The following is a 26,413-nucleotide window of genomic DNA, read 5'->3' as shown; positions in this document are numbered from 1 at the left end:
TTCTTGAAAGAAACTAAGTTACGTCTTTTTGATGCTTTATTTAACTTAACTATCTGAATATTAAAGCTATTGAGATGTGTGAGAGGAACTATTTGTCGGTGGGCAGGAAATAAGATTGCTTTTTAACCTATTGAAATCGAATCTCAGTTCAGTAATGCTTCGCCACATAACAATAATTACCAATTTTTCTCTCCCGTTATCCCTGCCAGGAAGGTGGGGATTTTTATTGCCTGAAATTCACGGTTTTGGATGACGAATAAACAAAAGCCCCACCAAAAGGCAGGGCTGTGTCGAAAAAATTTAACAAATTTTGTTAATTATTCTTCGCCGCTCTCGTGAGCGTCTTGCTCGTCTTCTTCAAGCAAGTGCGCAAATGCTGGTGCAAACCACGTGTCGAGTTTGGCACGTAGCTGATCTACGCCTAGGCCTTTTAGTGAAGAGAACACATCAACCGATACGTCACCACCAAAAGTTTCTACTTGTTTGCGGATTTTCAGTAGCGTTTGTTTGCGAGCACCGCTTTTCAGTTTGTCTGCTTTAGTCAGAAGAACTTGAACAGGGATGCGGCTGTCGATCGCCCAGAAAATCATTTGCTGGTCGAGATCTTTCATTGGGTGACGGATATCCATCAGAACCACCAAGCCTTTTAGGCACTCGCGTTTCTGTAGGTATTCACCTAATGATTTTTGCCATTTGTTCTTCATCTCAATCGGTACTTGAGCGAAGCCGTATCCTGGCAAATCGACAATGTGACAACCTTCTTCCACTTTGAAAAGGTTGATCAATTGAGTGCGACCTGGGGTCTTTGATGTCTTCGCTAAGCTTTTTTGGTTAGTAAGACGGTTAAGTGCACTCGATTTACCAGCGTTTGAGCGTCCTGCAAACGCAATTTCGACACCTTCGTCCTCAGGTAAGTGACGAATATCGGGTGCGCTGGTGATGAAATGCGTGTTTTGGTAATGAATTTTTACGCTCACTGTTAACTCCATCTCGACTTTGTGTAGTCGATTGATTACTTTTTTGTGAAATTGTGTAAAATAACCGTGCTCGGCATAAGGTCGCCTATTGTACCATGAGTGTACGCGGTATGTTCACATTCCGTGGTACTGGAAGCTTGATAATTATAATGGAATGTCATGAAGAAATTAGCGCTAATTTTGAGTCTTTTAGCCAGTTGCTCAGTATGGGCCCAAGGTAATATTGAAGCTGGTAAAGCAAAATCACAAACTTGTGTCGCCTGTCACGGAGCGGACGGTAACAGTGCAATCGCAATGTACCCGAAACTTGCAGGCCAACACGCTAAGTATCTTGAGAAGCAGTTAAAAGATCTAAAACTAGGTATGACTAGTGGTGGTAAACAAGGTCGTTACGACCCTGTAATGAGTGGTATGGCAATGCCACTGAGCGATGAAGATATCGCTGATCTGTCTGCATACTACGCCTCTCTACCAATCTCAGAGAGCTCAACACCAGAAGACGTTGTTGAGAAAGGTAAAGTACTGTACACCGCTGGTGATGCAGAGCGAGGTCTAACCGCATGTATCGCATGTCACGGCCCTCGTGGTAACGGCACAGAGCTTTCAGGTTTCCCTAAAATTTCTGGTCAGCACTCTGACTACATCAAAGCTCAGCTAGAAAAGTTCCGTGATGGTAACCGTGGTAACGACATGAATGCCATGATGCGTGACATCGCGAAGAAAATGACAGACGAAGACATCGAAGTTCTGTCGAAATACGTTGGCGGTCTGCACTAAACCCCTACAAAGTTCGAGCACAGTTACACAACTATGCCCTAGCGTTTTTGCTGGGGCATTTTTGTTAGTGACCTTAATTAATCACGGTCTTATTTTCTTAATACCTATTTATTAGTGATATCAATCACACATGGTTTTTGGGTATGAAGAGATAGTTAGCTCGGTGCTTTGTGAGACATTTGCCATACTTGGTCGATACTATTTCTCTCTTTTATTTTTAAGTTATTGATAAAAATAGTTAATTATTTTTGACGAAAAAATCCTATCAATAATTTCTTTCAATGACTTGTTGGTTTTTATCCAATCCGTAAAGTAGAAGCTGTTCACAAGGAGTGAATCTCAGGAATTTAGACCATGGATATAAGGTCTCCAAGGACGCAAACGAAGGACGTTTGGTAGTCGGAAAAGGGACTTAGATAGGCAAGGAGCCTATCAGATATGGATGGTCATCTAGTCTAACGGTTAAGACAGCGAAACGGATCAGGCTTCAGGAAGTAGCTCAGTCAACAGGAAGTGAAAGGATAGCCAAAACTCATCAGGACGATGAAGAACAACACTTTTTGGCAGGGAAAGCTCGAAAAACAAAAGGATTCTTGGTGCACCCGATGTGTGCAACACAGTTTCGCCACTTATTGGTGGCATTCAGAAAGCGACAGTCTCACTGTCGCTTTTTTTATATTCATTTTTGCCAATCAAAGTTTTTTAACAAAAACTGCTGAAAAAGTATCCAACAACACTCCAATCTGTGTCCACTTTCTGGTATGTTTCGCATCCCTGTTTGAGGAAGTCAGCATGCACACCTGTCCTTTATGCCAGAATCAGCGCACTCCCCACTTTTTTGAAGACAAGCGACGCGAGTATCTTCAGTGTGAGCAGTGCAGTTTGGTATTCGTCAATCCAGACCAACGTTTGGATGCGGAAACTGAAAAAGCTCACTATGATCTGCATGAGAACAATCCCGAAGATATGGGATACCGACATTTTTTGTCGCGAATTGCTGACCCAATCGCAGAGCGAATTTCACCACAATCGAACGGAATCGACTTTGGTTGTGGTCCAGGCCCAACGCTTTCATTAATGTTAGAAGAGGCGGGGCACAACATGGCGTTGTATGATCTTTACTATCACCCTGATACATCGGTGCTAGAAAGGCAGTATGACTTCATGACAGCAACAGAGGTGATCGAACACCTCTACCACCCTGATATGGTGTGGAAGCAATGGTTGAATTTAGTTAAGCCAGGTGGCTGGATAGGCCTGATGACGAAAATGGTCATCGATGTTGAAGCCTTTCAATCATGGCACTACAAGAACGATCCAACTCATGTGGTGTTCTTTAGCCGTGAAACGTTCCAGTTCCTAGCTGAGCGGGATAAGCTCGAACTCGAATTTATTGGTAATGATGTAATTTTACTGAGGAAAGCCCAGTAATGAGCCGTAGTAAAAAATCTAGAAAGCCAGGTGCCGCTGGTGCACCTGAGTTTGTTGTAACTCGTAACCGTACAGAATCTGACGTTCAAGGCCGTCTGCGCAAGCGCGCTAAAAAGCGTAAAGGCTTGAAGACCGGTAACCGTAACTCAGAAGTAAACGAACAGAAGAAGCAATCTGCTGCACAAAATCGCGATCCACGTTTGGGTAGTAAGAAGAAGATTCCTCTGATCGTTGAGCCTGTGAAGAAGCAAACGAAGCAAGAGCGTCGTTTATCTGCTGCACAAGAGCTAGAGATGCTAGAAAACGATGCGCAATTGAACGTATTGTTGGATCGCATTGAAGCGGGTGAGAACCTAGGCACAGGTCTACAGAAATACGTAGATGAGAAGCTAGATCGTATCGAAAAACTGATGGACCAACTGGGTCTGCTTGAGCCGGAAGAAGAGGAAGACTTTACCGCTCCTGCTGCTAAAGGTAATCGTAACGAGGATGACCTGCTAGCAGACTTCGATGACATCAACTTCGACGATTACAAAGGATAAGTAACTCATGAACGTAACCTTATTAGCGATTGCAGGTGCAGTGATCATTATCGCGCTGGCTTCTTATGCAGGTTACCTTCTGCTTCAATTGAAAAAGCAAAAGGAATTGCAGCTGAAGCACAAAAAATTGGCGATCGATAAACGTAACGCCAACATTTTTGAGAACGTGCATACCTTATGTCAGGCAGGTATCCAAGGTCAGTGTGATTTGTCTGAAATCAGTATCCGTGTTTACAACATCATGGACTATGTTCAGGGTGAAGACCGTGTTGATTTTGATAAAACATACCCTGCGATTTCTGAGCTGTATCATGTTGTGAAAGATATGGCGCGCGGTGAAGACCGTCAGAACCTTGCTAAGAAAGAGCGTATGCAACAAAACTTAGATCGCCATAAAGCGGAGCAGCGCTTAACGGATGCGATCATAGAAGAACTCAAAGTGTTGCAAAAAAACGTCCAGCCACTGAATAACCAAATCAATATTCAGATGATCTAATTCGTACCCCTGATGGTTTCCTTATCACCATTGGGGGTATCGTGATCACGCTAGCACTTCTTTGGTTTTATACTTAAAAAGCCGCCAACGGCTACCGTAGTTGCCATCGTCGTATGGCAAAATAGCGGTTTCTGAATATCGGGTGGCGATATACGTCTCCCTAGCATTTAACGGAAAGTACCACCATGTCGAATCAACATACTGAATCGAAACAGCAAATCGTCTGGGATCAAGCGGTGTTGGATAAGTACAACTACTCTGGTCCGCGCTACACGTCGTACCCGACTGCGCTGGAATTTCATGAAGCGTTTACCATCTCGGACTACGATATGGCATGCACTCATTACCCAGAACGCCCGCTATCTCTGTACGTTCACATTCCGTTCTGTCATAAGCTTTGCTACTACTGTGGCTGTAATAAAGTCATTACTCGCCATTCGCACAAAGCAGACGAATACCTAGATGTGCTTGAGCACGAGATTCGCCAACGCGCTTCGTTGTTGGGTGAGCGCACCGTGACTCAATTGCATTTTGGTGGTGGTACACCAACTTTCCTATCTGAGAAGCAAATCACACGTGTGATGGACTTGCTACGCCAAGAGTTCACCTTTAGTGCGGATGCGGAAATCAGTATTGAAGTTGACCCTCGTGAAATTGAGCTAACTATGCTGGATCACCTTCGTGGTGAAGGCTTCAACCGTCTGAGCATTGGTGTGCAGGACTTCAACAAAGAAGTTCAGCAGCTTGTGAACCGTGAGCAAGATGAAGAATTTATCTTTGCCATGGTAGCTCGTGCGAAAGAGCTTGGCTTCCGCTCGACTAACCTTGATTTGATTTACGGCTTACCGAAACAAACTAAGGCGTCTTTTGCGAAAACATTAGAACAAGTGCTAGAAATGCAACCGGGTCGTTTGTCTGTGTTTAACTACGCACACATGCCGCAATTGTTCGCTGCGCAGCGTAAGATTAAAGACGACGATTTGCCAAAAGCGGAAGAGAAGATGGCGATTCTGCAAGACACCATCGCAACGCTAACAGGCGCTGGTTACCAGTTCATCGGCATGGACCACTTTGCAATGCCAGATGATGAGCTTGCTGTGGCTCAGCGCGAAGGCATCTTGCACCGCAACTTCCAAGGCTACACGACGCAAGGTGAATGTGACTTAGTAGGCTTTGGTGTTTCTGCGATTTCAATGATTGGTGATGCGTACGCGCAAAACCAAAAAGAGTTGAAGAAATACTACGCACAAGTGAATGAATCTCGCCATGCATTGTGGAAAGGCGTATCACTGGATGCGGATGATTTGTTGCGTCGTGAAGTGATCAAACAGCTGATCTGTAACTTCAAGCTGGATAAGACAGTGATTGAGTCAGAGTTTGACGTGAAGTTCGATCAATACTTCAAAGAAGATTTAGGTCTACTGCAAACCTTCATCAATGATCAATTGGTAGAAGTGGATGACAGCGAAATTCGCGTTACCCTGCGTGGCCGCCTTCTGATTCGCAACATCTGCATGTGCTTCGATAAGTACCTACGAGCGAAAGCGCGTCAGCAGCAATTTTCTCGCGTTATCTAATCTCTCATTAGATTTCGAATACAAAAAATGCCAGCAGATGCTGGCATTTTTTATGTCTTTCGCGGCAATTAAACGCGATCTTTCACTTTTTCTTTCAGCTCAGTTTTCTCTACGTCTGATAGGAAAGCGATGTCTAGACCGTTGATTTGCGCTTGGCGAATCTGTTCTTGAGTTAGACCTGCTGCCGGTGCCGCCACTTCGTATTCGTAAGGCAGTTCAATACCTTCCACTGCTGGATCGTCTGTGTTCAGACACGCAAGTACACCGTGATCTAGGAACTGTTTCAATGGGTGGTTTGCTAATGACTCAACCGTGCTGGTTTGGAAGTTAGACGTTAGGCACGATTCAATACCAATGCGATTTTCTGCAAGGTAGTCCATCAGTTTAGGGTCGTGAATTGCTTTCACGCCGTGACCGATACGTGTTGCACCAAGTTCTTGGATCGCTTGCCACATGCTTTCTGCACCCGCCGCTTCACCAGCGTGTACCGTCACATTCAGACCTGCGTCGCGCACTTGCTTGAAGTGAGAAACAAAACGATCACCCGGTTGGCCAAGTTCATCACCAGCTAGGTCAACAGCGACCATGTGGTCTTTTTGGCTAAGGATTGCATCCAGCTCTTGCTGACAAGCATCAGTACCGAAAGTACGGCTCATGATACCGATTAGGTTTGCCTTGATGCCAAAATCGCGCATACCCGCTTGCACGCCATCAACCACGGCTTCCACAACGCCTGCCACTGGCAGTTTATGTTTCATTGCCATGTAGTAAGGAGAGAAGCGAAGTTCGGCGTAGTCGATTTGCGCGTTCAGTGCGTCTTCTACGTTTTCGTAAGCAACGCGTCGACATGCGTCTAGATCGCCCAGTACCGCCACACCCCAATCAAGCTTAGAAAGGAAGGCTACAAGAGATGGCTCAGCTTCAACAATTTGAACGTGTGGTGTTAGCGATTCGATATCGTAAGCAGGTAGAGCAATACCAAATTGCTGACCAAGCTCAAGAATAGTCTTAGTACGAATGTTACCGTCAAGGTGACGGTGCAAATCAGTTAGGGGAAGATTCTTAGTTATCATTATGTCGATCCGGGTTGTTTGTTGTGAACAGGAACTCAGCCCAAACATTATCAATGACAATACATGGGGAAGATTTGCAGTTAAGTATAAATAACAGTTAGGTAGATTGTCAGTAGAGGATGACTAGGAATTCAACGATTTCCGTTGTTTTCTACTTCATGTTAACCAAATGTGTTGGCCATTCTTCCATCGGCATAGGGCGGCTGTAATAGAAGCCTTGCACTTGATTACATCCAAGCGAGCTGAGCAATTGTGCTTGCGCAGCGGTTTCCACTCCTTCTGCCACAACGTTGGTTTTCATGCCCTTGGTGATGTTGATGATCGCCGCAACCACAGAGCTGTCGAGGTTCTCTTTGGTGAGGCGATTAATGAATGTGCGATCTATCTTCAAGCAGGTAAACGGCAACGCATGTAAGTAAGCTAATGACGAATATCCTGTACCGAAGTCATCAATCGCAATACCCAGTCCCATCTCTCTTAGTTTGAGAAGGTTATCCAACGTTGTTGGTGCAGTGTCGATAATTCGCGACTCGGTGATCTCTAACGTCACGTTGTTTGCTGCAAGGCCAGTTGTGTGCAGAACTTTCGCAACGGACTCAACGAAGTTAGGGCTCGACAATTGATGAACCGACACATTCACGTGCAGTTGGAAGTCTTGCGGCCATTGTTTGTTGTCGATGGCTTTACGAGTGTCACTACAAGCTTGGAAAAGGATTTGCTGACCAATGGCTTTGATCATGCCGCTTTCTTCTGCGATAGGGATGAAGTCGAGTGGTGAAATCATGCCAGACTCACTGTGCCAGCGTGCCAAAGCTTCTGCTCCGCATATATTGCCTGTCGCAAGGTCAATTATCGGCTGATAAAAAGGCACAAACTCTCGGTTATCAATCCCCGTCTGGATCTTTGCCAGCATCTGAGTTCTGAATTTAGAAGCACTCGCCATCTCAGGGCTGTAATGGCAAACACTGGTACGGGAATCCTGTTTGGCATAGCTGAGCGCAATACTGGCGTTACGCAGCCATAGCGACATAGTTTGCTCTGGTTGTGTGCGAACGACACCAACAGAAATCTTGACGACAACGGTTTCACCATCAAGCATGAATGGGGCTGCCAGCAGTTGTTGTAGGCGTCGCTCCATTAAACTGATGTCTTCATCTGAGTGTGTTGTTGGCATGAATACCGCAAATTCATCACCACCAATTCGAGCGAGTGTCGCTTCGTCATGAAGTTGCTGTTTGAGTCGCTCTGCAATATGAATCAGTAACTGATCGCCGTTGTGATGGCCGATACTGTCGTTGATATCCCTAAATTTGTTGATCCCAATAAGATACAAGCTACCTTGGCCCGAATGAGTCAATGTTTCGCTCACTTCTATCAAACCTTGGCGACTGTATAAGCGGGTAAGAGAATCAAATTCAAGCTGTTCACGTAGCGCTTTAAATGAGGCTTTTAGATTTCCCTTCATTTCATTAAAGGCTTGCACCAGGACGGTAGTTTCGTACACATAGCCCGGCTTAGGCATGGTGCTATCCCAATCCCCTTTGGCTAAATGCTGTGCGGCCGTTGCGGTGGCATTGATCGGGCGGGTAACCCGATTGAATATCAGCATGCTAATAACGATGCCAAATAAACTGACTAAAAAGCCGACTATCCAACTCTTTTGTTGGCTTTTCGGAAGCGTACCGAGTAGCTCTGTTTCTGAGATTGAAGTGCCAATAAACCAAGTCAAGCCATTGGCATCGTAATAAGGGGTGATGCGGCTAAAGGTACGTTGGCCATTAAAATCGAATTCGAATGTGTAGGGTTGGTCGCTGTAAGTGAGTGATTCTCCACTTACACGTGCAGCGCTCATTTGAATAATCGGATCGATGCTTTCTTCTGCTAGTAGGCGCTGCCCTTTGTCTGAAAACTTTGTTCCCCATGAGATCACGCTGCCTTGCCCTGAATGAGCGACTAGGCGATGTGCTTGGTCCATGATGTAAACAGAGGCGTTGGTTTCTTGTTTGAGCTCTTGTAGGAACTGATTGAAGGTATTAATGCGCACATCAGTTACTAACACACCTGCAAATTTACCCTGTTCAAAAACCGGAGTCATGGCAGATAGCGTAATGTCTTGGCGCTCATCAGCATTGGCGTAAATCGGTGACCAATGTGGCTTTTTATCTTGAGCTACGGGCTGATACCAAGGGCGAGTGCGAGGGTCATACGACGCAATAACCGTGCGAATATCGTCACTGATTTCTTCACTGCCGTAAATCACTAAACTGCCATCGGTTCGGTGGTCTTGTACCATTAGGGTATAGGCGTCAGCAGACTCACGTCGAAAGCCAGTAAAGTCACCCGTTTCTGAGCCAAAGGCAATCACATCCAGCTGCGGCATCGAGTGGTACAAGTCTTTGAAGGCACTAAGTAGATAAGCTTGGACGTCTTTGGTGTCGTTTGGATGGTAAAGGTTGTGATAACTGACATTGTGCCCTAGAGCGTTAACGGCAGTAAAAGGCTTACGCAGGTAGTCATTGAGGTGGTCGTGAACACTCTCCGTGAGGACAGAAAGTTGTTTGTCACTTATGTCGGTGACGACTTCTTCGTAGCTCTGTTTTTGGACGTAGACAATCACACCGATAGCCAGCAAAAAAATCATCACAAATGGGATGAGAACAGCGGTGCGTAGTGTAATTTGAGTCGTCGCGTTTGACATTGCCTAGTCACATAAGGGGTGTCGTACCATAATTGTACTGACACTTAGGTTATCAAGCGAGCGAAAAAGTGTGCGCTTGATAACCATTTGTCAAACTCGTAACCGTTCGAGATCAGTACAATTCTTTTAATTTCCGGGTTAGGGTATTGCGTCCCCACCCAAGTACTTTAGCGGCATCTTGCTTGTGACCTTTAGTGTGTTCTAACGCCGCTTCCAATAAAATGCGTTCAAATTCTGGCAAAGCGTAGGAAAGCAGTTCTTTATCCCCAGCTTCTAGCGCATGGCGTGCCCAATCCGCTAATTGTTCTTGCCAACTGCCGCTGGTGGCTTCGGTGACGATTTTCTTCTCTTCCAGCAATTCAGCTGGCAAGTCACTTGGCAAGACTTCGCTACCGCTTGCCATCACAGTCAGCCAACGACAGATGTTTTCTAACTGACGTACGTTACCCGGCCAATCGAGACGGTTAAGAATTTCGACCGAAGAAGGATGCAGTGTTTTGGTTTCGACACCAAGCTCATCAGCTGCGCGAACCAAGAAGTGCTGCGTCAGCTTTTCGATGTCTTGCTTACGTTCTCTAAGCGCAGGGATCTGTACACGAATGACGTTTAAACGGTGGAATAAATCCTCACGGAAATCGCCTTCGTGAACCAGCTTTTCTAGGTTTTGGTGGGTTGCCGCTACGATGCGAACATCCACGCGAATTGGCGAGTGGCCGCCGACTCGATAGAACTGACCGTCCGCCAAAACACGTAATAAACGCGTTTGGATATCCAGCGGCATGTCACCGATTTCATCTAAAAACAGGGTACCGCCATTAGCTTGCTCAAAACGACCTTGGCGGACGCTATTGGCACCAGTAAACGCGCCTTTCTCGTGACCAAACAGTTCCGATTCAATTAAGTCTTTTGGGATCGCGGCCATATTGAGGGCAATAAAAGGTTTGTTGGCGCGTGGGCTGTGGCGGTGTAGGGCATGAGCAACCAGTTCTTTACCGGTACCGGATTCACCGTTGATCAGAACGGAAATCGAAGAACGCGATAAACGACCGATGGCGCGAAACACTTCCTGCATCGCAGGAGCTTCACCAATAATTTCAGGCGTGTCTGTTGGGATGTCGTCAGGCAGAAGTTGCTCGCGTTTGTTCTCTTGGCTATGGGCTATCGCACGTTCCACTAGCGTTAGAGTTTCATCAATATCAAATGGCTTTGGTAGGTATTCGAAAGCGCCTTTTTGATAAGCGTTCACCGCCGCATCCAAATCTGAGTGCGCGGTCATGATGATCACGGGTAGGTCGGGGTAATCACGCTGAACTTGCTTTAGCAGCTCCAAGCCATCGATACCCGGCATGCGAATGTCCGAGACCAAAACGTCTGGTACTTCACGCTCTAGCGCCATTAACACGCTTTCTCCGTCCGCATAGGTTTCGCATTTTATGTTGGCAGAGGAGAGGGTTTTCTCCATTACCCAGCGAATCGAACTGTCGTCATCGACGACCCAAACATATCCTTTACTCATGTAATAAATCCTTGCAGCAAAAGCCTAAAAACTGACGAATCGAAAAGCCATTTAATCAAGTCAGATTGGCAAATAAATTGTAAAAGTCGTGTGACCTGGCCAGCTTTCGACATCAATCTTGCCGTTGTGCTGGTCGATCAAATTTTGTGAAATAGACAAGCCAAGTCCTGTTCCGCCCTCACGGCCACTGACCATCGGATAGAAAAGCGTGTCTTGTAGTTCTGGCGGGATACCCGGACCGTTGTCGGTGATCTCAACGCGCGCCGCGAGTTTGCAACGCTGACCATGAATATTGGCTTGATGCACCGTTCTGGTGCGTATGGTTATCTTGCCATGCTCTTGGTGAGAGAGGATTTGCGCCGCATTGCTAACAATGTTGAGCATCGCCTGTTCGATTTGGTCAGCATCCATCAAAATCTCTGGCAAGCTCGGGTCGTAATCGCGTTCAATCACAACCGAATGCTGAGATTCTAACTCAACCAATTGACGCACTTTTTCAAGCACTTGGTGTAGGTTCTCTTGGGTCTTTTTGCCCGGTTTTTGAGGTCCTAGCAAGCGATCGACTAATGCTCTCAAGCGGTCGGCCTGTTCAATAATGATGTGGGTGTATTCCGTCAAAGAAGGATCGGGCAGCATTTTCTCCAGTAACTGTGCTGCGCCGCGTAAACCGCCAAGTGGGTTTTTGATTTCATGCGCCAAACCACGCACCAAAAGCTTCGCCGCCTGCTGTTGGGCATGTTGGTTAAGCTCTTGAGTAAGCCGGCGTTGTTGGTCAATCTTACGCATCTCAACCAACAGCATTAACTGCTTCTGCCATGTGATCGGGCTGACAGTCACTTCTAACATCAAAGGGCGGCCATCAACCACAAAGGTCACGTCACTGTCTGTGATACTTTGTCCGCTCTGCAATGGCTGAGTGAGCAAGGCGAGATCCAGTGACGCATGCTGAATCAACTGAGACAACGACTGCTCAACAATGCGCTTAGCACTTTGCGAGAACAAGAGTTCAGCCGCTGGGTTGGCGTAGCGCACGGCTAATCCATCATCAAGAATTAGCGTCGCTGTCACCATGTTATTGAGAATGGCACTGGAGAGACTGGTATCCACATTACGTCCTTGTTTGCGTTGTATTTGTGCGCTGCACTATATTGGTGCAATAGAACGTAAGTATGGCGAATAAACCTAAGAAGAAAAAGTGAAAAGCGCCATCAGAGTGCGGTTTTTTTCACTTAATATTCTACTTTGCCCCTTTAATGGTCGGCTTGATACTCGCTCTATGTAAATGCACCGTTATAGGGCTAGTAGATGCAATAAGCTTGCCGCTTCTTTTGGCTTGTACCGCGAGGGTGTGTGTACCACGATCGATGTTCTTCAATTGCCAAGTTAAACGGCTTTGTGGCGCCCCATATGGCTTACCATCAAGGAAGAGTTGCAACTGCTCGCCAATCCCCAATTTACGGTTGGCTTCGAGTTGGATGTTGATAGCGCCAGGGTTGCTGCGAATGGTTTCATCATGCTGTGGCGTGAGCATAGAAAGGGAAAGAGGCAGTGGCTTTTCTGCCTTTGTTTGCTCATCTGTTGTGGGCTCTGATGTCGTTTTTGCTTGTGGTGCCAGAGACTCCGTACTTTCTACTTTTGGTGCTGGCGCACTGGATTCTAGATTAGGTAGCGAAATGGCTTTTGCGCCTTGGTTTGGAGTATCGCTAAAATGCACAACGCCGTCTTTATCGACCCAAGTGTAAGCGACTTGAGCAGAGGCTGTTGCGGCGATCAGTAAGCCACTTAAGGCGCATAGCGATGGTAAAAGCTGAACTTTCATTGCTCACCTTCTTTTGATAGATGATTTCACGTTTGGATTGCTTAGCTCTTTGACTTATCAAGTAAAAGAGTTTGAGCGTATTTTAGTTATCCCTCCATGTTAAACGCCCATATAGGGCGAGCGAATACAAAAAAGGCCCGCCTGCGAGGCGAGCCTAATATTTTGTTTCTGTGTTTACATTTTACACAGTTGAGACCTTATACAGAGTAGTAAAGTTCGAACTCAAGTGGGTGAGTTGTCATGTTTACTTTCTCTACATCTTGAGACTTAAGACCGATGTAAGAATCGATGAAGTCATCAGAGAATACGCCGCCTGCTGTTAGGAACTCACGGTCAGCATCTAGTTCTTCTAGAGCATCTTTCAGTGAGTATGCAACAGTTGGGATTTCTGCTGCTTCTTCAGCTGGTAGGTCGTAAAGGTCTTTATCCATCGCTTCGCCTGGGTGGATCTTGTTCTTAATACCGTCAAGACCAGCCATTAGCATTGCTGCGAACGCTAGGTATGGGTTAGCCGCTGGGTCACCAAAACGAACTTCGATACGACGCGCTTTAGGGCTTGGTACCACTGGGATACGGATAGAAGCAGAACGGTTACGTGCTGAGTAAGCTAGCATAACTGGCGCTTCGAAGCCTGGTACAAGACGCTTGTACGAGTTAGTTGATGGGTTAGCAAATGCGTTGATTGCGCGAGCGTGCTTGATGATACCGCCGATGTAGTAAAGTGCAGTTTCAGATAGGCCGCCGTACTTGTCACCAGCAAATAGGTTTACACCGTCTTTTGCTAGAGATTGGTGAACGTGCATACCGCTACCGTTGTCACCAACAAGTGGCTTAGGCATGAATGTCGCTGTCTTACCAAACGCGTGAGCAACGTTGTGTACAACGTACTTGTAGATTTGGATTTCGTCAGCTTTCGTTGTTAGCGTGTTGAAGCGAGTTGCGATTTCGTTTTGACCCGCAGTTGCTACTTCGTGGTGGTGCGCTTCAACAACTAGGCCCATCTCTTCCATTACTAGACACATAGCAGAACGGATGTCTTGAGATGAATCTACTGGAGCTACTGGGAAGTAACCACCTTTAACGCCTGGACGGTGACCTTTGTTACCTTCTTCGTAATCAGAACCTGTGTTCCACGCTGCTTCTACGTCGTCAATCTTGAAGAAAGAACCAGACATGTCAGTCGCGAACTTAACGTCGTCAAATAGGAAGAACTCTGGCTCAGGACCGATAAGTACAGTGTCTGCAATACCAGTAGAGCGCATGAAGTCTTCAGCGCGCTTAGCGATAGAGCGAGGGTCACGGTCGTAGCCTTGCATTGTAGCAGGCTCAAGGATGTCACAACGGATGTTTAGCGTTGCATCTTCAGTGAATGGGTCAAGCACTGCAGAAGATGCATCTGGCATCATAACCATGTCTGATTCGTTAATGCCTTTCCAGCCAGCAACTGATGAACCATCGAACATTTTACCTTCTTCGAAGAAGTCTGCGTCGATTTGGTGAGCAGGGATAGAGATGTGCTGCTCTTTACCTTTTGTATCAGTGAAGCGTAGGTCAACAAACTTAACTTCGTTTTCTTGGATCAGTGATAAAACGTTTTCTACTGACATCTTGGATAACCTCCAGTGTTAATAAAGCGGTAAGCTCGATTTATGAAAATTTGATTAAATCCAGCATTGATTAATCTGTTTGACATTTTATTAATCGATGCTGGTTTTTCTAAAGCCAAAACCGTGCCAAAAAAATTATTCCATTAATTTCAAGGAATTAAGTTTTTAGATACTAGTTTGGTGCAAACGTTTGCACCAAAATGATCTCTGAATGCACTATATTGGTGCTAATTTAAATTATTGCACCACAATGTGACAATCACGTTGCTTATCTAGCCCAGATTTTGAGCAAGAGTCAATTTGTAATAAGCAACGATTGGAATAAAATTGCGTTGAATCAATTCGAGTAACGGAAGAAAGTGGGCGCTAAGCGTAAAATTGATAGAAAAGCTAAGGAGTAGATCACATATTTCTAGGCTTTTTGCTAAAATCTGGTACATTATGGCCGTTTTTTTAATCAGCAAATGTCGCCAGAGAGCACCCGTTCTCGGCATGGGGGCATTTCATCTATCTAAGTGAATCAATATCCATGGCTACTCCACAGATTGATAAATTAAGAAATATCGCGATTATCGCGCACGTTGACCACGGTAAAACAACGTTGGTTGACAAGCTGCTACAACAATCAGGCACGCTAGAGTCTCGCGGTGAAGCTGAAGAGCGAGTCATGGACTCGAACGACATTGAGAAAGAGCGTGGCATTACCATTCTTGCTAAAAACACAGCAATTAACTGGAATGACTACCGCATCAACATCGTAGATACTCCGGGACACGCGGACTTCGGTGGTGAAGTAGAACGTATCATGTCGATGGTAGATTCAGTACTACTTATCGTTGACGCAGTTGACGGCCCAATGCCGCAAACGCGTTTCGTAACTCAAAAAGCATTCGCTCACGGTCTTAAGCCAATCGTTGTAATCAACAAGATTGACCGTCCTGGTGCTCGTCCTGATTGGGTTATGGACCAAGTATTCGACCTATTCGACAACCTAGGTGCAACTGACGAACAGCTAGACTTTAAAGTAGTTTACGCTTCAGCACTTAACGGTTGGGCTGCACTAGAAGAAGGCGAAACTGGCGAGAACATGGAACCACTGTTCCAAACTATCGTTGAAGAAGTAACTGCACCTCAAGTTGACCTAGACGGTCCTCTACAAATGCAAGTTTCTCAGCTAGATTACAGCTCTTACGTTGGTGTTATCGGTGTTGCTCGTGTAACTCGTGGTAGCGTTAAGCCAAACCAACAAGTAACAGTTATCGGTGCTGACGGTAAAACTCGTAACGGTAAAGTGGGCACAGTAATGGGCTACCTAGGCCTAGACCGTCACGAAGTTGAGCAAGCGAACGCGGGTGATATCGTTGCAATCACTGGCCTTGGTGAGCTAAAAATCTCTGACACTATCTGTGCACAAAACGCAGTAGAAGCACTACCTGCGCTTTCTGTTGATGAACCAACAGTAACGATGACGTTCCAAGTAAACACGTCTCCATTCGCTGGTAAAGAAGGTAAGTTCGTGACTTCACGTAACATCCTTGAGCGTCTAGAGAAAGAATTGGTACACAACGTTGCACTACGTGTTGAGCAAACAGACGATCCAGACAAATTCCGCGTATCAGGTCGTGGTGAACTTCACCTATCTATCCTGATCGAAAACATGCGTCGTGAAGGCTTCGAGCTTGCTGTATCTCGTCCAGAAGTAATCATCAAAGAAGAAGATGGTCAGCTAATGGAACCGTTCGAGACTGTAACGATCGACGTTATGGAAGAGCACCAAGGCGGCATCATGGAGAACATCGGCCTACGTAAAGGTGAGCTGAAAGACATGTCTCCAGATGGTAAAGGCCGTGTACGTATGGACTTCGAAATGCCATCACGTGGTCTTATCGGTTTCCAAACTGAGTTCATGACACTGACTTCAGGTTCTGGTCTTCTGTACCATACATTTGACCACTACGGCCCACACAAAGGCGGTAACATCGGTCAACGTGTTAACGGTGTACTAATCGCGAACGCGATGGGTAAAGCGCTAACAAACGCACTGTTTAACCTACAAGAACGTGGTCGTCTATTCATCGGTCACGGTGTTGAAGTTTACGAAGGCATGGTTATCGGTATTCACAGCCGTGACAACGACCTAACAGTAAACGCACTGAAAGGTAAGCAGCTAACTAACGTTCGTGCATCTGGTACAGATGACGCACAGGTTCTTACTCCGCCAATCAAGATGACTCTTGAGCAAGCACTAGAGTTCATCGATGATGACGAACTAGTAGAAGTAACACCTGAAAGCATCCGTATCCGTAAGAAATTCCTAACGGAAAGCGATCGTAAGCGTGCTTCACGTTCAGCAAAATAATTTGCTGTAACGGATTCTATTAAGAAAAACCCGAGTTTCGCTCGGGTTTTTTTGTATCTAAAGGAATGAGGCTATGAAGCCAATCGTGATTACCGGTGGCCCTGGTGCGGGCAAAACTACCTTATTGAATGCGTTGGGAGAGTTGGGTTACGCCACCTTCTCAGAAGGTTCTCGTACCTTGATCGAGCAGCAAAGTCAGTTGGACAATGGTGTCTTGCCTTGGACCAACCTACCTGAGTTTGCCAACTTATGCCTTGAGTTGATGGGGGAGCAGAAGCAAGAAGCACTGAGTCATGAGGTTGCTTTCGTTGACCGTGCTATCCCAGACATCGTGGCATACTTACAAGTAGGCGGTTGTCCTGTTGAGCAAGCCTTCTTGACCGAGAGTGCTGGGTACCAGAGTAAGGTGCTCACTTGTCGACCTGAGGCCTCAATCTACGTTCAAGATGATGTGCGTCCACATAGCTTTGAAGAAGCGCTACAAATCCATCAAACCTTAGTCGATACCTATGCGGAGCTGGGGTATGAAGTCGTCGAAGTGCCATGGGGAAGCGTAGCTGAACGAGTGGCGTTTGTTCGACAAGTAATGGGCTTAGTGGCCGAGGTAGAAGGTGAGGAAGGTGATTAGAGCTCGGTAGGTATTCAGCTCACCGAGCGAAGAACTGAGTTTTGGTCGCTAGATAGTAAAACCTCCTCACGAGGAGGAGGCTTTATCGAATTACTTTTGATTCAGCTGTTGTAAGAACTTATCTGACTCAGCAATCGCAGCATTCATTTGTTTGATTGCGTATTGGATGTCTTTCTCTAGGCTAGAGAATTCACCTTTCAATGAACCAATCGCACTCGCGTTCAAGTTATGCTTTAGATAAAGCGTGTTGTCACGCAGTGTATTCAATACTGGCGTCATCTTGTCTTCTGCACGCTTCATCGCGCTAAGCATGGTTTTGTAAGATGCTTTGGTCTCACGCAGTTTTTGTTCGCTAGAGCGACGTAGTTTCGCACTGGTGTACAGATCTAACTCGCCTTGCCACTCATCAAACAGAGCATCCGATACATCTTCAATTGCAGCAATGCGGTCGCGTACTTCTTGCGCCGCTTTTTCGCTGTCTTCGTATTTATCGTTAATGTTGTTGTAGACGCTTTCTAGCTCACCGCCGTCAAAGTTGGTTAGAGCAGAAAGGGCTTCTAAAGCACTGGTGAACTCTTCTTGTGCATCTTGTTGCGATTCTTTGGCGTCTTCTACGCGATCAACCATAATGTCACGTTTGTGGTAACCCACTTGTTCCATTGCTGAATAATATGCGGACTGACATCCTGTCAAAGTGAAAATTGATAGTACAATTGCTAATAAATAAGGCATTCTTATGTCCTCGACGCTAATTTATGGGATGAACTATGAACCAGTTATCAGAGAGTTACAAGGTGAGATTGAGCAAGCTCGTGCCGGGGAGCGTCGCGTTTTTCAAATATTTGCTCAAGCGTATGACGCACGATCGCGTTAACGTTAATGCAGGCTACCTAGCTTACATCACTTTGTTGTCTATTGTGCCAATGTTGACGGTATTGCTGTCGATATTGTCGAAGTTTCCGGTATTTGAGAATGTGGGCGAAACCTTGCAAGGTTACATCATTGATAACTTTGTCCCAGCTTCTGGAGATGCAGTAAGAACAGCGCTACAAGAGTTCGTCTCAAACACAGGCAAAATGACCGCTGTGGGTGGTGCTTTCTTGTTTGTTGCGGCTTTGATGCTGATTTCGAATATCGACAAGAACCTAAACTACATTTGGCGAGTGAAAGACAAACGTCGTCCTGTGTTCTCTTTCTCTATGTATTGGATGGTGTTGACGCTTGGCCCTATCTTAGTGGGCGCGAGTATTGCTGCAACATCCTATGTGACATCGCTAAAGCTGATTGAAAACGAAACCTTATCGGGCGCATATAACCTGTTTTTACGTTGGTTACCTTTACTGCTGTCCTTCTTTGCTTTCATGGGCTTGTACTTCTTAGTACCAAATAAAAAGGTTTATCTATCCCATGGCGCGGTTGGTGCTGCCATTGCCGCGGTGTTGTTTGAATTGAGTAAGAAAGGCTTTGCCTTCTACATTACTCAATTTCCGTCTTACCAGTTGATTTACGGTGCGCTCGCTGCGATTCCGATCCTGTTTGTGTGGGTGTATTTGTGTTGGCTGATCGTATTGATTGGCGCGGAAGTGACGGCTGCTCTGGGTGAAAGAGAGCACTGGAGTGACGACCTAGAAATGATACACTCGACCGCTGAATTGCAATTAACAGATGAAGGAAGCGAGAGTCGTGATAGCGCTAATTCAACGAGTCAGTGAAGCCGCCGTTCGTGTAGACGGTGAAGTTGTCGGTGAAATCGACCAAGGTCTACTTGTCCTACTTGGTGTAGAGAAGGACGATGATGAAGCAAAAGCAAAACGTTTGATGGAGCGCGTAACTACCTATCGTGTGTTTGAAGACGATGAAGGAAAAATGAACCTTAATGTTAAACAAGTGAACGGTAAGGTTTTGGTGGTGTCTCAATTTACGTTACCAGCGGATACCAAAAAAGGCACTCGCGCAGGCTTTTCTCGAGGCGCGCACCCTGCGGATGCAGAACGTCTGTATGACTACTTCTCTGACTTGTGTGAGCAAGAACTGCCAACACAACGCGGCCGCTTCGCAGCGGATATGAAAGTGTCATTAATTAATGACGGTCCAGTGACTTTTTGGCTACAGGTCTAATCTGGCAACCACAACATCATGGTCTAAGCTTTAAGCCCAAGTAAATTGAATTTGCTTGGGTATTTTCCTCTAAGGCTTTCATTTGATTTGTACTTTCAAAGGATTGATATGTTCAAACTCATAACTCCAAAAACAGAAAATCAGCTCAACAAGTACTATCAATTTCGTTGGCAGTTGCTGCGCGAACCTTGGCGTATGCCAGTAGGCTCCGAGCGTGATGAGTACGATGGCATGAGCCATCACCGCATGATTACCGACAGTCGTGGTCGTCCGATGGCGATTGGTCGTTTATACATTACCCCAGATAATGATGGTCAGATCCGCTACATGGCGGTGAAGAACAATCGTCGTAGCAAAGGCATGGGTTCATTAGTGCTGGTGGCGCTTGAATCGTTAGCTCGTCAGGAAGGGGCGAAGCGTCTGGTATGTAATGCCCGTGAAGACGCGATTGCTTTCTATGAAAAGAATGGCTTTGAGCGTCGCGGCGAACTGACCGACGAGCGCGGCCCCGTGCGTCACCAACAAATGGTCAAACAGCTTGATCCAATGGCCGATGTATTGCGTCGCCCAGATTGGTGTACCGAGTTGCAACAGCGTTGGGAGGCACAGATCCCGATTGCAGATAAAATGGGCATCAAAATCAACCAGTACACTGGTTATCAGTTTGAATGCAGCGCGCAGCTCAACCCTAACCTGAACCCGCATAACACCATGTTTGCAGGCTCTGCGTTTACCTTAGCAACGCTAACTGGTTGGGGCATGACGTGGTTGCTGATGAAAGAACGCGGTTTGCACGGTGATATTGTGTTGGCGGATAGTTCGATTCGTTATCGCCACCCTGTTGAAGAGAACCCAGTCGCGAGCACGTCATTAGATGGTATCAGTGGTGACTTGGATAGGCTCGCTTCAGGTCGTAAAGCGCGTATCGTTATCCACGTAGTGATTTACAGTGGAGATGTGCCAGCGGTGGATTTTGTCGGTACGTACATGCTACTGCCGAATTACTCTAAGTTACTCAGCTGTTAGATTCTCAGGCTTTGGTATTTCTAGTGGCGCATCTTGGTTTTCAGGTGCGCCTTTTTCTGCCTTGGTTTTATCGATAGTTGAGTTCTCGCTTTCTTTCGATGATTTTTCTACAAGGTCTGAGTCTTTTTGTTCTGTGATAAGTTGCTCTTCAGAGTGCGCAGCAGTGGTCGACTCTTTTTCTTCTGCCACTTCCTCACTTAACTCTTCTTCAGGTTGTTCGATGTTGATTGCGTCGATGTTTGTAACGCTGGTTGCTTCGGGAGTGCTCTGTTCTGGCTCCATTGGCTCTGTCTGATTTGGTTTGTGTAGGCACTCATTTGTTTCAACTTCGCCACTCAGCACATCACCTTTGATCATTCCACACGATTCTTTAAGTTGATAGCTCACGCCACTAAGCGGGTTGTTCGCCATATCAAACTCTCCAGATAGTTTACCTGAGATAGCTTTGCCGGAAATGGTCACGGGTTCTAGCTTCACTTCGCCGCGCTGAACCTCTAAGCGCAATGGGCTGAAGGTAATTGTCTTGAGCGAATCATCTGCTTGTGACTTCAAGGTGGTATCGCGCAGGTTAGCTTCCACTTCTCCCGATAAGCTGTAAGCAAGCATGTTTTGATCGCCTGCCAAGCCTTTTAAATCAAGACTTAAGTCAGAGAAGCCATTGACCGCAAGTGCTGTTGGTAAGTATGGATGAAGTAATTGCAGTGGAATACCATCCGCATTGAGGTTAAGCGCCCAATGTTGGCTGGTGGTGCTGAGATCGATTTGCCCTAAGCCTTCGATATAGCCTTGCTCCAGAGGGGCAAATAAACGCGTCAATTGCCAGAAGCCATTTTCACTCTGGGTTGAAATCGCTGCATGTGAGGTGATGACTTGGTCGTAACTCGCGTTGACGACGCTGGCCTCAAGCTTGCCGTTCCAAATGCCCCAGTGACCATTGCTGTGTTTAACTTCGAGCAGAGCACCTTCCAAATTCAAGCCAGAAAGCTGCCAGTAAGGTTGTTTGGATAACTGGATAACTTGGCTGCGTTCTATCTCTAACTGCTTCACATCGACTTGCTGGAGCTTCTCTGTGGCTTTTTGCCACCAGTCGGTCTTGTCATCTGGTTGGATAGCCCATTTCAAGCCGCTGATGGTCGCATTGTTGATTTTCCAATGATCGGGTTCGAAGTCACCAGATACCTGAACGCTACCTTGCTGCCAATCCAAGCTCAGTTCTTGCAATTTGACAGTCCCTGGCTTGAGTTGGGCGTTTAAACGAGGCTCAACCGCGGTTTGGTCTTGGAAACTGACACTGTCAGCTTGCAGAGAAATCTGTGCCGTTGTGCTCCACAATGACAACGGGAGCGAGGCATTTTCTACCGATAGCTCGAGGTTTTGCCAATGCCAGTCTCCGTATTCGATATCTGCATTGAGCAGATCGAGGCTGTTGATATGGTTGATATTAACGGGCAACGCTTGCCATGGTTTGGCGAGTAAGGATTGCAGTTGTAGATTGTCGATTTTCAGCTTATCAACGGTCACGTTAATCAACGACCAACCTTGTGGGTATTGTTCGCCTTGACCAGAGACTTCACTGCCACGCCATTTAAACGATGCGCCATAAAGTGTGCTGTCTTGCGCTTTGTAGTCCACATCGACAAGCAGTTTATTGAAAGCTTCACCATTCCAATACAATTGTTCGGCAGAGAGCTGCACCTCACCATAAGGCATTTGCTGCGTGTCACTCGACCAAGTAGGGTCTTGGATTTGGACGTTCAAACCATTAATGCTGAGTGCATCATCGGCATAATCGATGTTCTTTAAGGCGATTTGATGGAAGTAGACATTGTTGAGCTTTGGCATTGTTGGCATACCTTGCTGCAGGCTCAGTCCATCAATCAACAGGCTATCGACAATCCATTTTCCATCGCGACGAACATCAGGGTTTAGCCATAGATCGACTTGCTCGATGAAGGGTAATTTGTCTTGTTTGGTCGCTATCCCACTAAGGGTTAGGTGGTAGGGAAACTCGTATTGAACGTTGTCTGCTTGCAATGGCAAGTCGACTAGATCAGAAAACAGGTTCCACGTTTGACGAGAATAAGAGGTGGTCAGCATGCCCACAAAGACGGCTGGAATCGCGAGCGCCAGTATGACGATAAGAAGTAGAATTCGACCTGCTGTTTTCATCCCTGCCAAAACCTGTCTATAAATTGGAGTAAGTGAGTATCGACTTACTTAGATAGGCTTAAGCTTGTATCAATCTCTGGTTGGATTCAATAAAAAGCCCCTCAAAAGAGGGGCTTGAAGATTATTTTTGTAGCTAAGTCACGAAGGCTTAGCGAGTGGCTTAGTCTAGCTGAGGGCCAGCTGCCACTAGTGATTTACCTTCTGCGTTGTCAGTGTACTTATCAAAGTTGTTGATGAAGCGCTCTGCCAAGTCTTTTGCTTTGCTTTCCCATTGTAGTGGGTCAACGTAGGTATCACGTGGGTCAAGGATGCTTGGATCCACACCTGGTAGCGAAGTTGGCACTTCTAGGTTGAAGATTGGAATGTGCTTAGTTTTCGCTTCTTCAATCGAGCCATCAAGGATCGCATCAATGATGCCGCGTGTATCTTGGATAGAGATACGTTTGCCGCTGCCGTTCCAGCCTGTGTTAACTAGGTAAGCTTCTGCACCTGCTGCTTCCATGCGTTTCACTAGCACTTCTGCGTACTTAGTTGGGTGTAGAGTTAGGAATGCTGCACCAAAACACGCTGAGAACGTTGGTGTTGGTTCAGTGATGCCACGCTCAGTACCTGCTAGCTTAGCGGTGAAGCCAGACAAGAAGTGGTACTTAGTTTGCTCAGGAGTCAGTTTTGAAACCGGAGGAAGTACGCCGAACGCATCAGCCGATAGGAAGATCACTTTGTTTGCATGACCGCCTTTCGATACTGGCTTAACGATGTTGTCGATGTGATGCAGTGGGTAAGACACACGAGTGTTCTCAGTCTTTGAACCGTCATCAAAGTCGATAGAACCATCGCTACGAACCGTTACGTTCTCTAGTAGTGCATCACGGCGGATGGCGTTGTAGATATCAGGCTCTGCTTCTTTCGATAGCTTGATGGTTTTCGCGTAACAGCCACCTTCGAAGTTGAACACGCCGTCGTCATCCCAACCGTGCTCGTCATCACCAATCAGTGCACGTTTAGGATCGGTAGATAGGGTAGTTTTACCTGTGCCAGATAGACCGAAGAAGATCGCAACATCGCCTTCTTCACCCATGTTTGCGCTACAGTGCATTGATGCGATGTCTTTTAGCGGAAGGAAGTAGTTCATCATTGCGAACATGCCTTTCTTCATTTCGCCGCCGTACCAAGTACCACCGATCAACTGAGTGCGCTCTGTTAGGTTGAACACAGTGAAGTTTTCAGAGTTCAGACCATGCTCTTCCCACTTCTCGTTGGTGCACTTCGCACCGTTCATTACTACAAAATCAGGTTCAAACGTTGCCAACTCTTCTTCTGTTGGACGGATGAACATGTTTTTCACGAAGTGCGCTTGCCACGCTACTTCAGTGATCACTCGAATGCTCAAACGAGTGTCTGGGTTTGCACCACAATAACCGTCAATCACAAATAGACGCTTGCCTGAAAGCTGGTTGGTCACTAGCTCTTTTAGGTCGTCCCATACTTCTTTGTTGATTGGTTTGTTGTCGTTTTTCACCGCGTCAGAAGTCCACCACATGTGCTCTTCTGTCGTTGCATCTTTAACAATGTACTTATCTTTTGGTGAGCGACCAGTAAAGATACCAGTGTCTACGGCAACCGCGCCGAGTTCTGTAACCACACCACGTTCATAACCTGTTAGGTCAGCACGGGTCTCTTCCTCAAACAGCATTTCGTAGCTTGGGTTGCGAACAACCTCTTTAACGTTGTGCAGTCCGTGTTTGGTTAGATCAAGTGTTGCAGCCTTTGTATGTTCCATAACGGTCATAGGTGCTCCTTATAAGGATTTTTGTAGGGATTTTGTAAGAATGTTTTAATTTTTATCTGCTCACCATGCTAGCAACGGGGCGGGGAGAAAACAGGGATATAGTTCAAAAATTATCCATGATTTCAGTGTGGTTTTAGGTAACCCGTCACATATTGGTGCGAATAGTTTATCGTGGCCGCAAACCTTTGCGCTAGGGCAAAAGAATTATTAATTATTTAAAATTAAGCGGTTGCTTTATTACGTGGGAGGCTAAGGTATACGAGGGTTTGATCACAAAAAGGCCAGCGTGATGCTGGCCTTTTGATGGGTAAATTACATGCTTGTTAAGCTATGAAAATTAATGCACGGTTTTATTGCCGGAAGTTGCTTGCGTATACAGTTCGGTAATTTCAGGTTCGTCGAACGTGTATGACGTGCCGCAGTAATCACAATGTAAAGAAATTGTGCCTTCTTCCGCCAAAATGTCATAAATTTCAGTTTTATCAACTGTGATGATCGCCGCGCCACTGCGCTCGCGAGAACAACCACAGTGGAATTCCACAGGTTGTGGCTCGTATAGACGAACTGAGTCTTGGTTGTATAGACGGTAAAGCAGTTCATTTGCTGGTAGCGTGAACAGCTCTTCGTTCTTAACCGTTGCTGTTAGTTGCTCTAGGTGTTCAAAGTCTTCAGGTGTACCTGTACCGTCTGGCATTACCTGGATCATCATACCTGCCGCATGCTTTTTGCCTTCGTGCTCACCAGTGCGGATCCACAAACGCGTTTTTAGCTGCTCTGAGTTTGCGAAGTAGCCTTCGATAACGTCAGCCAGTGTTTCACCTTCTAGGCCAACCACGCCTTGGTAGCGTTCGCCTTTTTTCGGCTCGATGGTGATCACTAGGTAACCTTTACCCATCATTTCATGCAGCGTTGCGTCATCAGCAATATCGCCTTCCCAACGCGCTACGCCACGGATCTTCTGATCGTGGTCGCCGTTGATGACTGCCAAAGATACAGGGCCATCACCTTGTAGTTGGATAGTGATTGAGCCTTCGAACTTCAAAGTTGCAGTTAAAAGTGTGGTTGAAACGAGTAGCTCACCCAACAGTTTTTGCAGTGCTGCCGGATATTCCTTGCTGGAGATAATACGTTGGTATGCTTCATCCAATTGAACCAACTCGCCACGTACAGAAAGATCTTCAAATAGGTAGCGGTTTAAAACATTATTTGCCATGGAGTGCTTTCCTCGTCGGTAATTCCGGCTTTTATTGGTGTTTGAACTTAATGATGTCGCGGCGCTGCTTTTTGTCTGGGCGGCGTTCCGGACTAGGGTTGTGGGCGTTGAGTTTACGCTGTTTCGCGAACTCTTCGCGTTGGCTGACACTTTCGTCAGTTTCGCGATAGAGCGTTTGAGCGATTGGTGCGCCCATTCGACGATCAGAGATTTTCTCGATGATCACCGTCTTCTCTTCATTACCTTGACGAAGACGAATCTCAGCGCCCAACTCAACGATTTTGCTTGGTTTGCTTCGTTGCCCATTATAGTGGACTTTACCGCCATCGACCATATTGCGTGCGATGGAGCGGGTTTTATAAAATCTGGCAGCCCATAGCCATTTATCTAGCCTTACGGCTTCATTTGTGGAACTCATACGACTCTACACTATCTAATCACTGCAAGAATGATGCAGTGACTGGTGGATTATTCACCTACAGATGGAGCCAAGGCTGTTTTTTTTCAAGGGAGTTGGCAAAAACTGCATAAGAAAAAGGTATGAAAAGGAACTTGTGATATAGTTCACTGCTCTTTGTTGAGTAGTAATTTTATTGCA

General features: G+C 46.2%; 22 protein-coding genes. 10 read left to right on the top strand and 12 right to left on the bottom strand.

Annotation, left to right across the window (positions count from 1 at the left end; translation table 11 throughout):
- Window positions 1–317: 317 nt before the first annotated feature.
- The gene (yihA, locus tag VCHENC03_RS00545) at window positions 318–977 is read right to left on the bottom strand and encodes a ribosome biogenesis GTP-binding protein YihA/YsxC (RefSeq protein ID WP_009707987.1); all 660 of its coding nucleotides are present in this window, start codon (window positions 975–977) and stop codon (window positions 318–320) included.
- Between the two features lie 159 nt (window positions 978–1,136).
- Here yihA and VCHENC03_RS00550 point away from each other — a divergent pair, with 159 nt between their 5' ends.
- The 5 genes from VCHENC03_RS00550 (at window position 1,137) to hemN (ending at window position 5,800) form a co-directional block, all read left to right on the top strand.
- On the top strand, window positions 1,137–1,754 hold the full coding sequence (locus VCHENC03_RS00550) for a c-type cytochrome (RefSeq protein ID WP_005430024.1): 618 nt from the start codon (window positions 1,137–1,139) through the stop codon (window positions 1,752–1,754).
- A gap of 792 nt (window positions 1,755–2,546) precedes the next feature.
- Window positions 2,547–3,185, top strand: a complete 639-nt coding sequence (locus VCHENC03_RS00555) for a class I SAM-dependent methyltransferase (protein ID WP_009707985.1) — start codon at window positions 2,547–2,549, stop codon at window positions 3,183–3,185.
- The gene (gene yihI / locus VCHENC03_RS00560; protein ID WP_009707984.1) at window positions 3,185–3,727 is read left to right on the top strand and encodes a Der GTPase-activating protein YihI; all 543 of its coding nucleotides are present in this window, start codon (window positions 3,185–3,187) and stop codon (window positions 3,725–3,727) included. The genes VCHENC03_RS00555 and yihI overlap by 1 nt, the downstream gene beginning before the upstream one ends.
- 7 nt (window positions 3,728–3,734) lie before the next feature.
- On the top strand, window positions 3,735–4,223 hold the full coding sequence (locus tag VCHENC03_RS00565; RefSeq protein WP_005434536.1) for a DUF2489 domain-containing protein: 489 nt from the start codon (window positions 3,735–3,737) through the stop codon (window positions 4,221–4,223).
- Between the two features lie 185 nt (window positions 4,224–4,408).
- Window positions 4,409–5,800 carry an oxygen-independent coproporphyrinogen III oxidase gene (hemN, locus tag VCHENC03_RS00570; RefSeq protein ID WP_009707983.1) on the top strand — a complete coding sequence of 464 codons (1,392 nt, stop codon included), beginning with the start codon at window positions 4,409–4,411 and terminating at the stop codon, window positions 5,798–5,800.
- A 68-nt stretch (window positions 5,801–5,868) separates the two neighbouring features.
- Here the strand turns inward: hemN and add are convergent, their stop codons facing one another.
- The 6 genes from add to glnA all read right to left on the bottom strand — a co-directional run bounded on the left by add (window position 5,869) and on the right by glnA (window position 14,513).
- Window positions 5,869–6,873: an adenosine deaminase gene (gene add / locus VCHENC03_RS00575; RefSeq protein ID WP_009707982.1), complete on the bottom strand. Its 1,005-nt coding sequence runs from the start codon at window positions 6,871–6,873 to the stop codon at window positions 5,869–5,871.
- 151 nt (window positions 6,874–7,024) lie between these two features.
- Window positions 7,025–9,571, bottom strand: a complete 2,547-nt coding sequence (locus tag VCHENC03_RS00580) for a bifunctional diguanylate cyclase/phosphodiesterase (protein WP_009707981.1) — start codon at window positions 9,569–9,571, stop codon at window positions 7,025–7,027.
- Between the two features lie 112 nt (window positions 9,572–9,683).
- Window positions 9,684–11,087, bottom strand: coding sequence for a nitrogen regulation protein NR(I) (gene glnG, locus VCHENC03_RS00585; RefSeq protein ID WP_009707980.1), 1,404 nt, complete (start codon window positions 11,085–11,087; stop codon window positions 9,684–9,686).
- A gap of 60 nt (window positions 11,088–11,147) precedes the next feature.
- Window positions 11,148–12,218, bottom strand: coding sequence for a nitrogen regulation protein NR(II) (gene glnL, locus VCHENC03_RS00590; protein WP_032803151.1), 1,071 nt, complete (start codon window positions 12,216–12,218; stop codon window positions 11,148–11,150).
- Between the two features lie 106 nt (window positions 12,219–12,324).
- Complete coding sequence (locus tag VCHENC03_RS00595; protein ID WP_009707978.1) at window positions 12,325–12,906, bottom strand: DUF4124 domain-containing protein; 582 nt, start codon at window positions 12,904–12,906, stop codon at window positions 12,325–12,327.
- Between the two features lie 197 nt (window positions 12,907–13,103).
- On the bottom strand, window positions 13,104–14,513 hold the full coding sequence (gene glnA / locus VCHENC03_RS00600; RefSeq protein ID WP_005529054.1) for a glutamate--ammonia ligase: 1,410 nt from the start codon (window positions 14,511–14,513) through the stop codon (window positions 13,104–13,106).
- Between the two features lie 529 nt (window positions 14,514–15,042).
- On the opposite strand from glnA, the gene typA reads away from it, so the two are divergent.
- A complete protein-coding gene (gene typA, locus VCHENC03_RS00605) occupies window positions 15,043–16,872 on the top strand; it encodes a translational GTPase TypA (protein WP_005434522.1) in 1,830 nt (609 codons plus the stop codon).
- A 73-nt stretch (window positions 16,873–16,945) separates the two neighbouring features.
- Window positions 16,946–17,500: an AAA family ATPase gene (locus VCHENC03_RS00610; protein WP_009707977.1), complete on the top strand. Its 555-nt coding sequence runs from the start codon at window positions 16,946–16,948 to the stop codon at window positions 17,498–17,500.
- A 90-nt stretch (window positions 17,501–17,590) separates the two neighbouring features.
- Here VCHENC03_RS00610 and VCHENC03_RS00615 read toward each other — a convergent pair whose 3' ends face one another.
- On the bottom strand, window positions 17,591–18,232 hold the full coding sequence (locus tag VCHENC03_RS00615; RefSeq protein ID WP_032803149.1) for a DUF2959 domain-containing protein: 642 nt from the start codon (window positions 18,230–18,232) through the stop codon (window positions 17,591–17,593).
- A 35-nt stretch (window positions 18,233–18,267) separates the two neighbouring features.
- Between VCHENC03_RS00615 and VCHENC03_RS00620 the strand changes: the two genes are divergently transcribed.
- The 3 genes from VCHENC03_RS00620 to VCHENC03_RS00630 all read left to right on the top strand — a co-directional run bounded on the left by VCHENC03_RS00620 (window position 18,268) and on the right by VCHENC03_RS00630 (window position 20,644).
- Complete coding sequence (locus VCHENC03_RS00620) at window positions 18,268–19,212, top strand: virulence factor BrkB family protein (RefSeq protein WP_005434515.1); 945 nt, start codon at window positions 18,268–18,270, stop codon at window positions 19,210–19,212.
- Complete coding sequence (gene dtd / locus VCHENC03_RS00625; protein ID WP_005434513.1) at window positions 19,184–19,618, top strand: D-aminoacyl-tRNA deacylase; 435 nt, start codon at window positions 19,184–19,186, stop codon at window positions 19,616–19,618. Before VCHENC03_RS00620 ends, dtd begins: the two co-directional genes overlap by 29 nt.
- A gap of 108 nt (window positions 19,619–19,726) precedes the next feature.
- Window positions 19,727–20,644, top strand: coding sequence for a bifunctional GNAT family N-acetyltransferase/hotdog fold thioesterase (locus VCHENC03_RS00630; RefSeq protein ID WP_005448516.1), 918 nt, complete (start codon window positions 19,727–19,729; stop codon window positions 20,642–20,644).
- On the opposite strand, the gene VCHENC03_RS00635 is transcribed toward VCHENC03_RS00630, so the two are convergent.
- The 4 genes from VCHENC03_RS00635 to hslR all read right to left on the bottom strand — a co-directional run bounded on the left by VCHENC03_RS00635 (window position 20,630) and on the right by hslR (window position 26,233).
- A complete protein-coding gene (locus tag VCHENC03_RS00635; protein WP_009707973.1) occupies window positions 20,630–22,813 on the bottom strand; it encodes an AsmA family protein in 2,184 nt (727 codons plus the stop codon). The two genes, VCHENC03_RS00630 and VCHENC03_RS00635, sit on opposite strands and share 15 nt — an antisense overlap.
- Window positions 22,814–22,973: 160 nt before the next feature.
- Complete coding sequence (pckA, locus tag VCHENC03_RS00640) at window positions 22,974–24,602, bottom strand: phosphoenolpyruvate carboxykinase (ATP) (RefSeq protein ID WP_005434507.1); 1,629 nt, start codon at window positions 24,600–24,602, stop codon at window positions 22,974–22,976.
- Window positions 24,603–24,939: 337 nt separating this feature from the next.
- Window positions 24,940–25,815, bottom strand: a complete 876-nt coding sequence (gene hslO, locus VCHENC03_RS00645; RefSeq protein WP_005434505.1) for an Hsp33 family molecular chaperone HslO — start codon at window positions 25,813–25,815, stop codon at window positions 24,940–24,942.
- 31 nt (window positions 25,816–25,846) lie between these two features.
- The gene (hslR, locus tag VCHENC03_RS0126345; protein ID WP_027726637.1) at window positions 25,847–26,233 is read right to left on the bottom strand and encodes a ribosome-associated heat shock protein Hsp15; all 387 of its coding nucleotides are present in this window, start codon (window positions 26,231–26,233) and stop codon (window positions 25,847–25,849) included.
- Window positions 26,234–26,413: the final 180 nt, after the last annotated feature.

It is taken from the genome of Vibrio sp. HENC-03 (genome assembly GCF_000305755.2).
GTDB classification, from domain to species: Bacteria; Pseudomonadota; Gammaproteobacteria; order Enterobacterales; family Vibrionaceae; genus Vibrio; species Vibrio owensii.
The sequence above is the reverse complement of the archived record's forward strand: the minus strand, read 5'-3'. Positions and strand labels throughout refer to the sequence as shown.

Excerpts from the sequence above, each read along its gene's own strand:
- pckA (WP_005434507.1), bottom strand. The coding sequence starts at position 24,602 with ATGACCGTTATGGAACATACAAAGGCTGCAACACTTGATCTAACCAAA.
- VCHENC03_RS00555 (WP_009707985.1), top strand. The coding sequence starts at position 2,547 with ATGCACACCTGTCCTTTATGCCAGAATCAGCGCACTCCCCACTTTTTT.
- VCHENC03_RS00630 (WP_005448516.1), top strand. The coding sequence starts at position 19,727 with ATGTTCAAACTCATAACTCCAAAAACAGAAAATCAGCTCAACAAGTAC.
- VCHENC03_RS00620 (WP_005434515.1), top strand. The coding sequence starts at position 18,268 with ATGAACCAGTTATCAGAGAGTTACAAGGTGAGATTGAGCAAGCTCGTG.
- VCHENC03_RS00550 (WP_005430024.1), top strand. The coding sequence starts at position 1,137 with ATGAAGAAATTAGCGCTAATTTTGAGTCTTTTAGCCAGTTGCTCAGTA.
- VCHENC03_RS00580 (WP_009707981.1), bottom strand. The coding sequence starts at position 9,571 with ATGTCAAACGCGACGACTCAAATTACACTACGCACCGCTGTTCTCATC.
- VCHENC03_RS00610 (WP_009707977.1), top strand. The coding sequence starts at position 16,946 with ATGAAGCCAATCGTGATTACCGGTGGCCCTGGTGCGGGCAAAACTACC.
- add (WP_009707982.1), bottom strand. The coding sequence starts at position 6,873 with ATGATAACTAAGAATCTTCCCCTAACTGATTTGCACCGTCACCTTGAC.
- typA (WP_005434522.1), top strand. The coding sequence starts at position 15,043 with ATGGCTACTCCACAGATTGATAAATTAAGAAATATCGCGATTATCGCG.
- VCHENC03_RS00615 (WP_032803149.1), bottom strand. The coding sequence starts at position 18,232 with ATGCCTTATTTATTAGCAATTGTACTATCAATTTTCACTTTGACAGGA.
- VCHENC03_RS00595 (WP_009707978.1), bottom strand. The coding sequence starts at position 12,906 with ATGAAAGTTCAGCTTTTACCATCGCTATGCGCCTTAAGTGGCTTACTG.
- glnG (WP_009707980.1), bottom strand. The coding sequence starts at position 11,087 with ATGAGTAAAGGATATGTTTGGGTCGTCGATGACGACAGTTCGATTCGC.
- hslO (WP_005434505.1), bottom strand. The coding sequence starts at position 25,815 with ATGGCAAATAATGTTTTAAACCGCTACCTATTTGAAGATCTTTCTGTA.
- VCHENC03_RS00565 (WP_005434536.1), top strand. The coding sequence starts at position 3,735 with ATGAACGTAACCTTATTAGCGATTGCAGGTGCAGTGATCATTATCGCG.
- hslR (WP_027726637.1), bottom strand. The coding sequence starts at position 26,233 with ATGAGTTCCACAAATGAAGCCGTAAGGCTAGATAAATGGCTATGGGCT.
- VCHENC03_RS00635 (WP_009707973.1), bottom strand. The coding sequence starts at position 22,813 with ATGAAAACAGCAGGTCGAATTCTACTTCTTATCGTCATACTGGCGCTC.
- hemN (WP_009707983.1), top strand. The coding sequence starts at position 4,409 with ATGTCGAATCAACATACTGAATCGAAACAGCAAATCGTCTGGGATCAA.
- yihI (WP_009707984.1), top strand. The coding sequence starts at position 3,185 with ATGAGCCGTAGTAAAAAATCTAGAAAGCCAGGTGCCGCTGGTGCACCT.
- glnA (WP_005529054.1), bottom strand. The coding sequence starts at position 14,513 with ATGTCAGTAGAAAACGTTTTATCACTGATCCAAGAAAACGAAGTTAAG.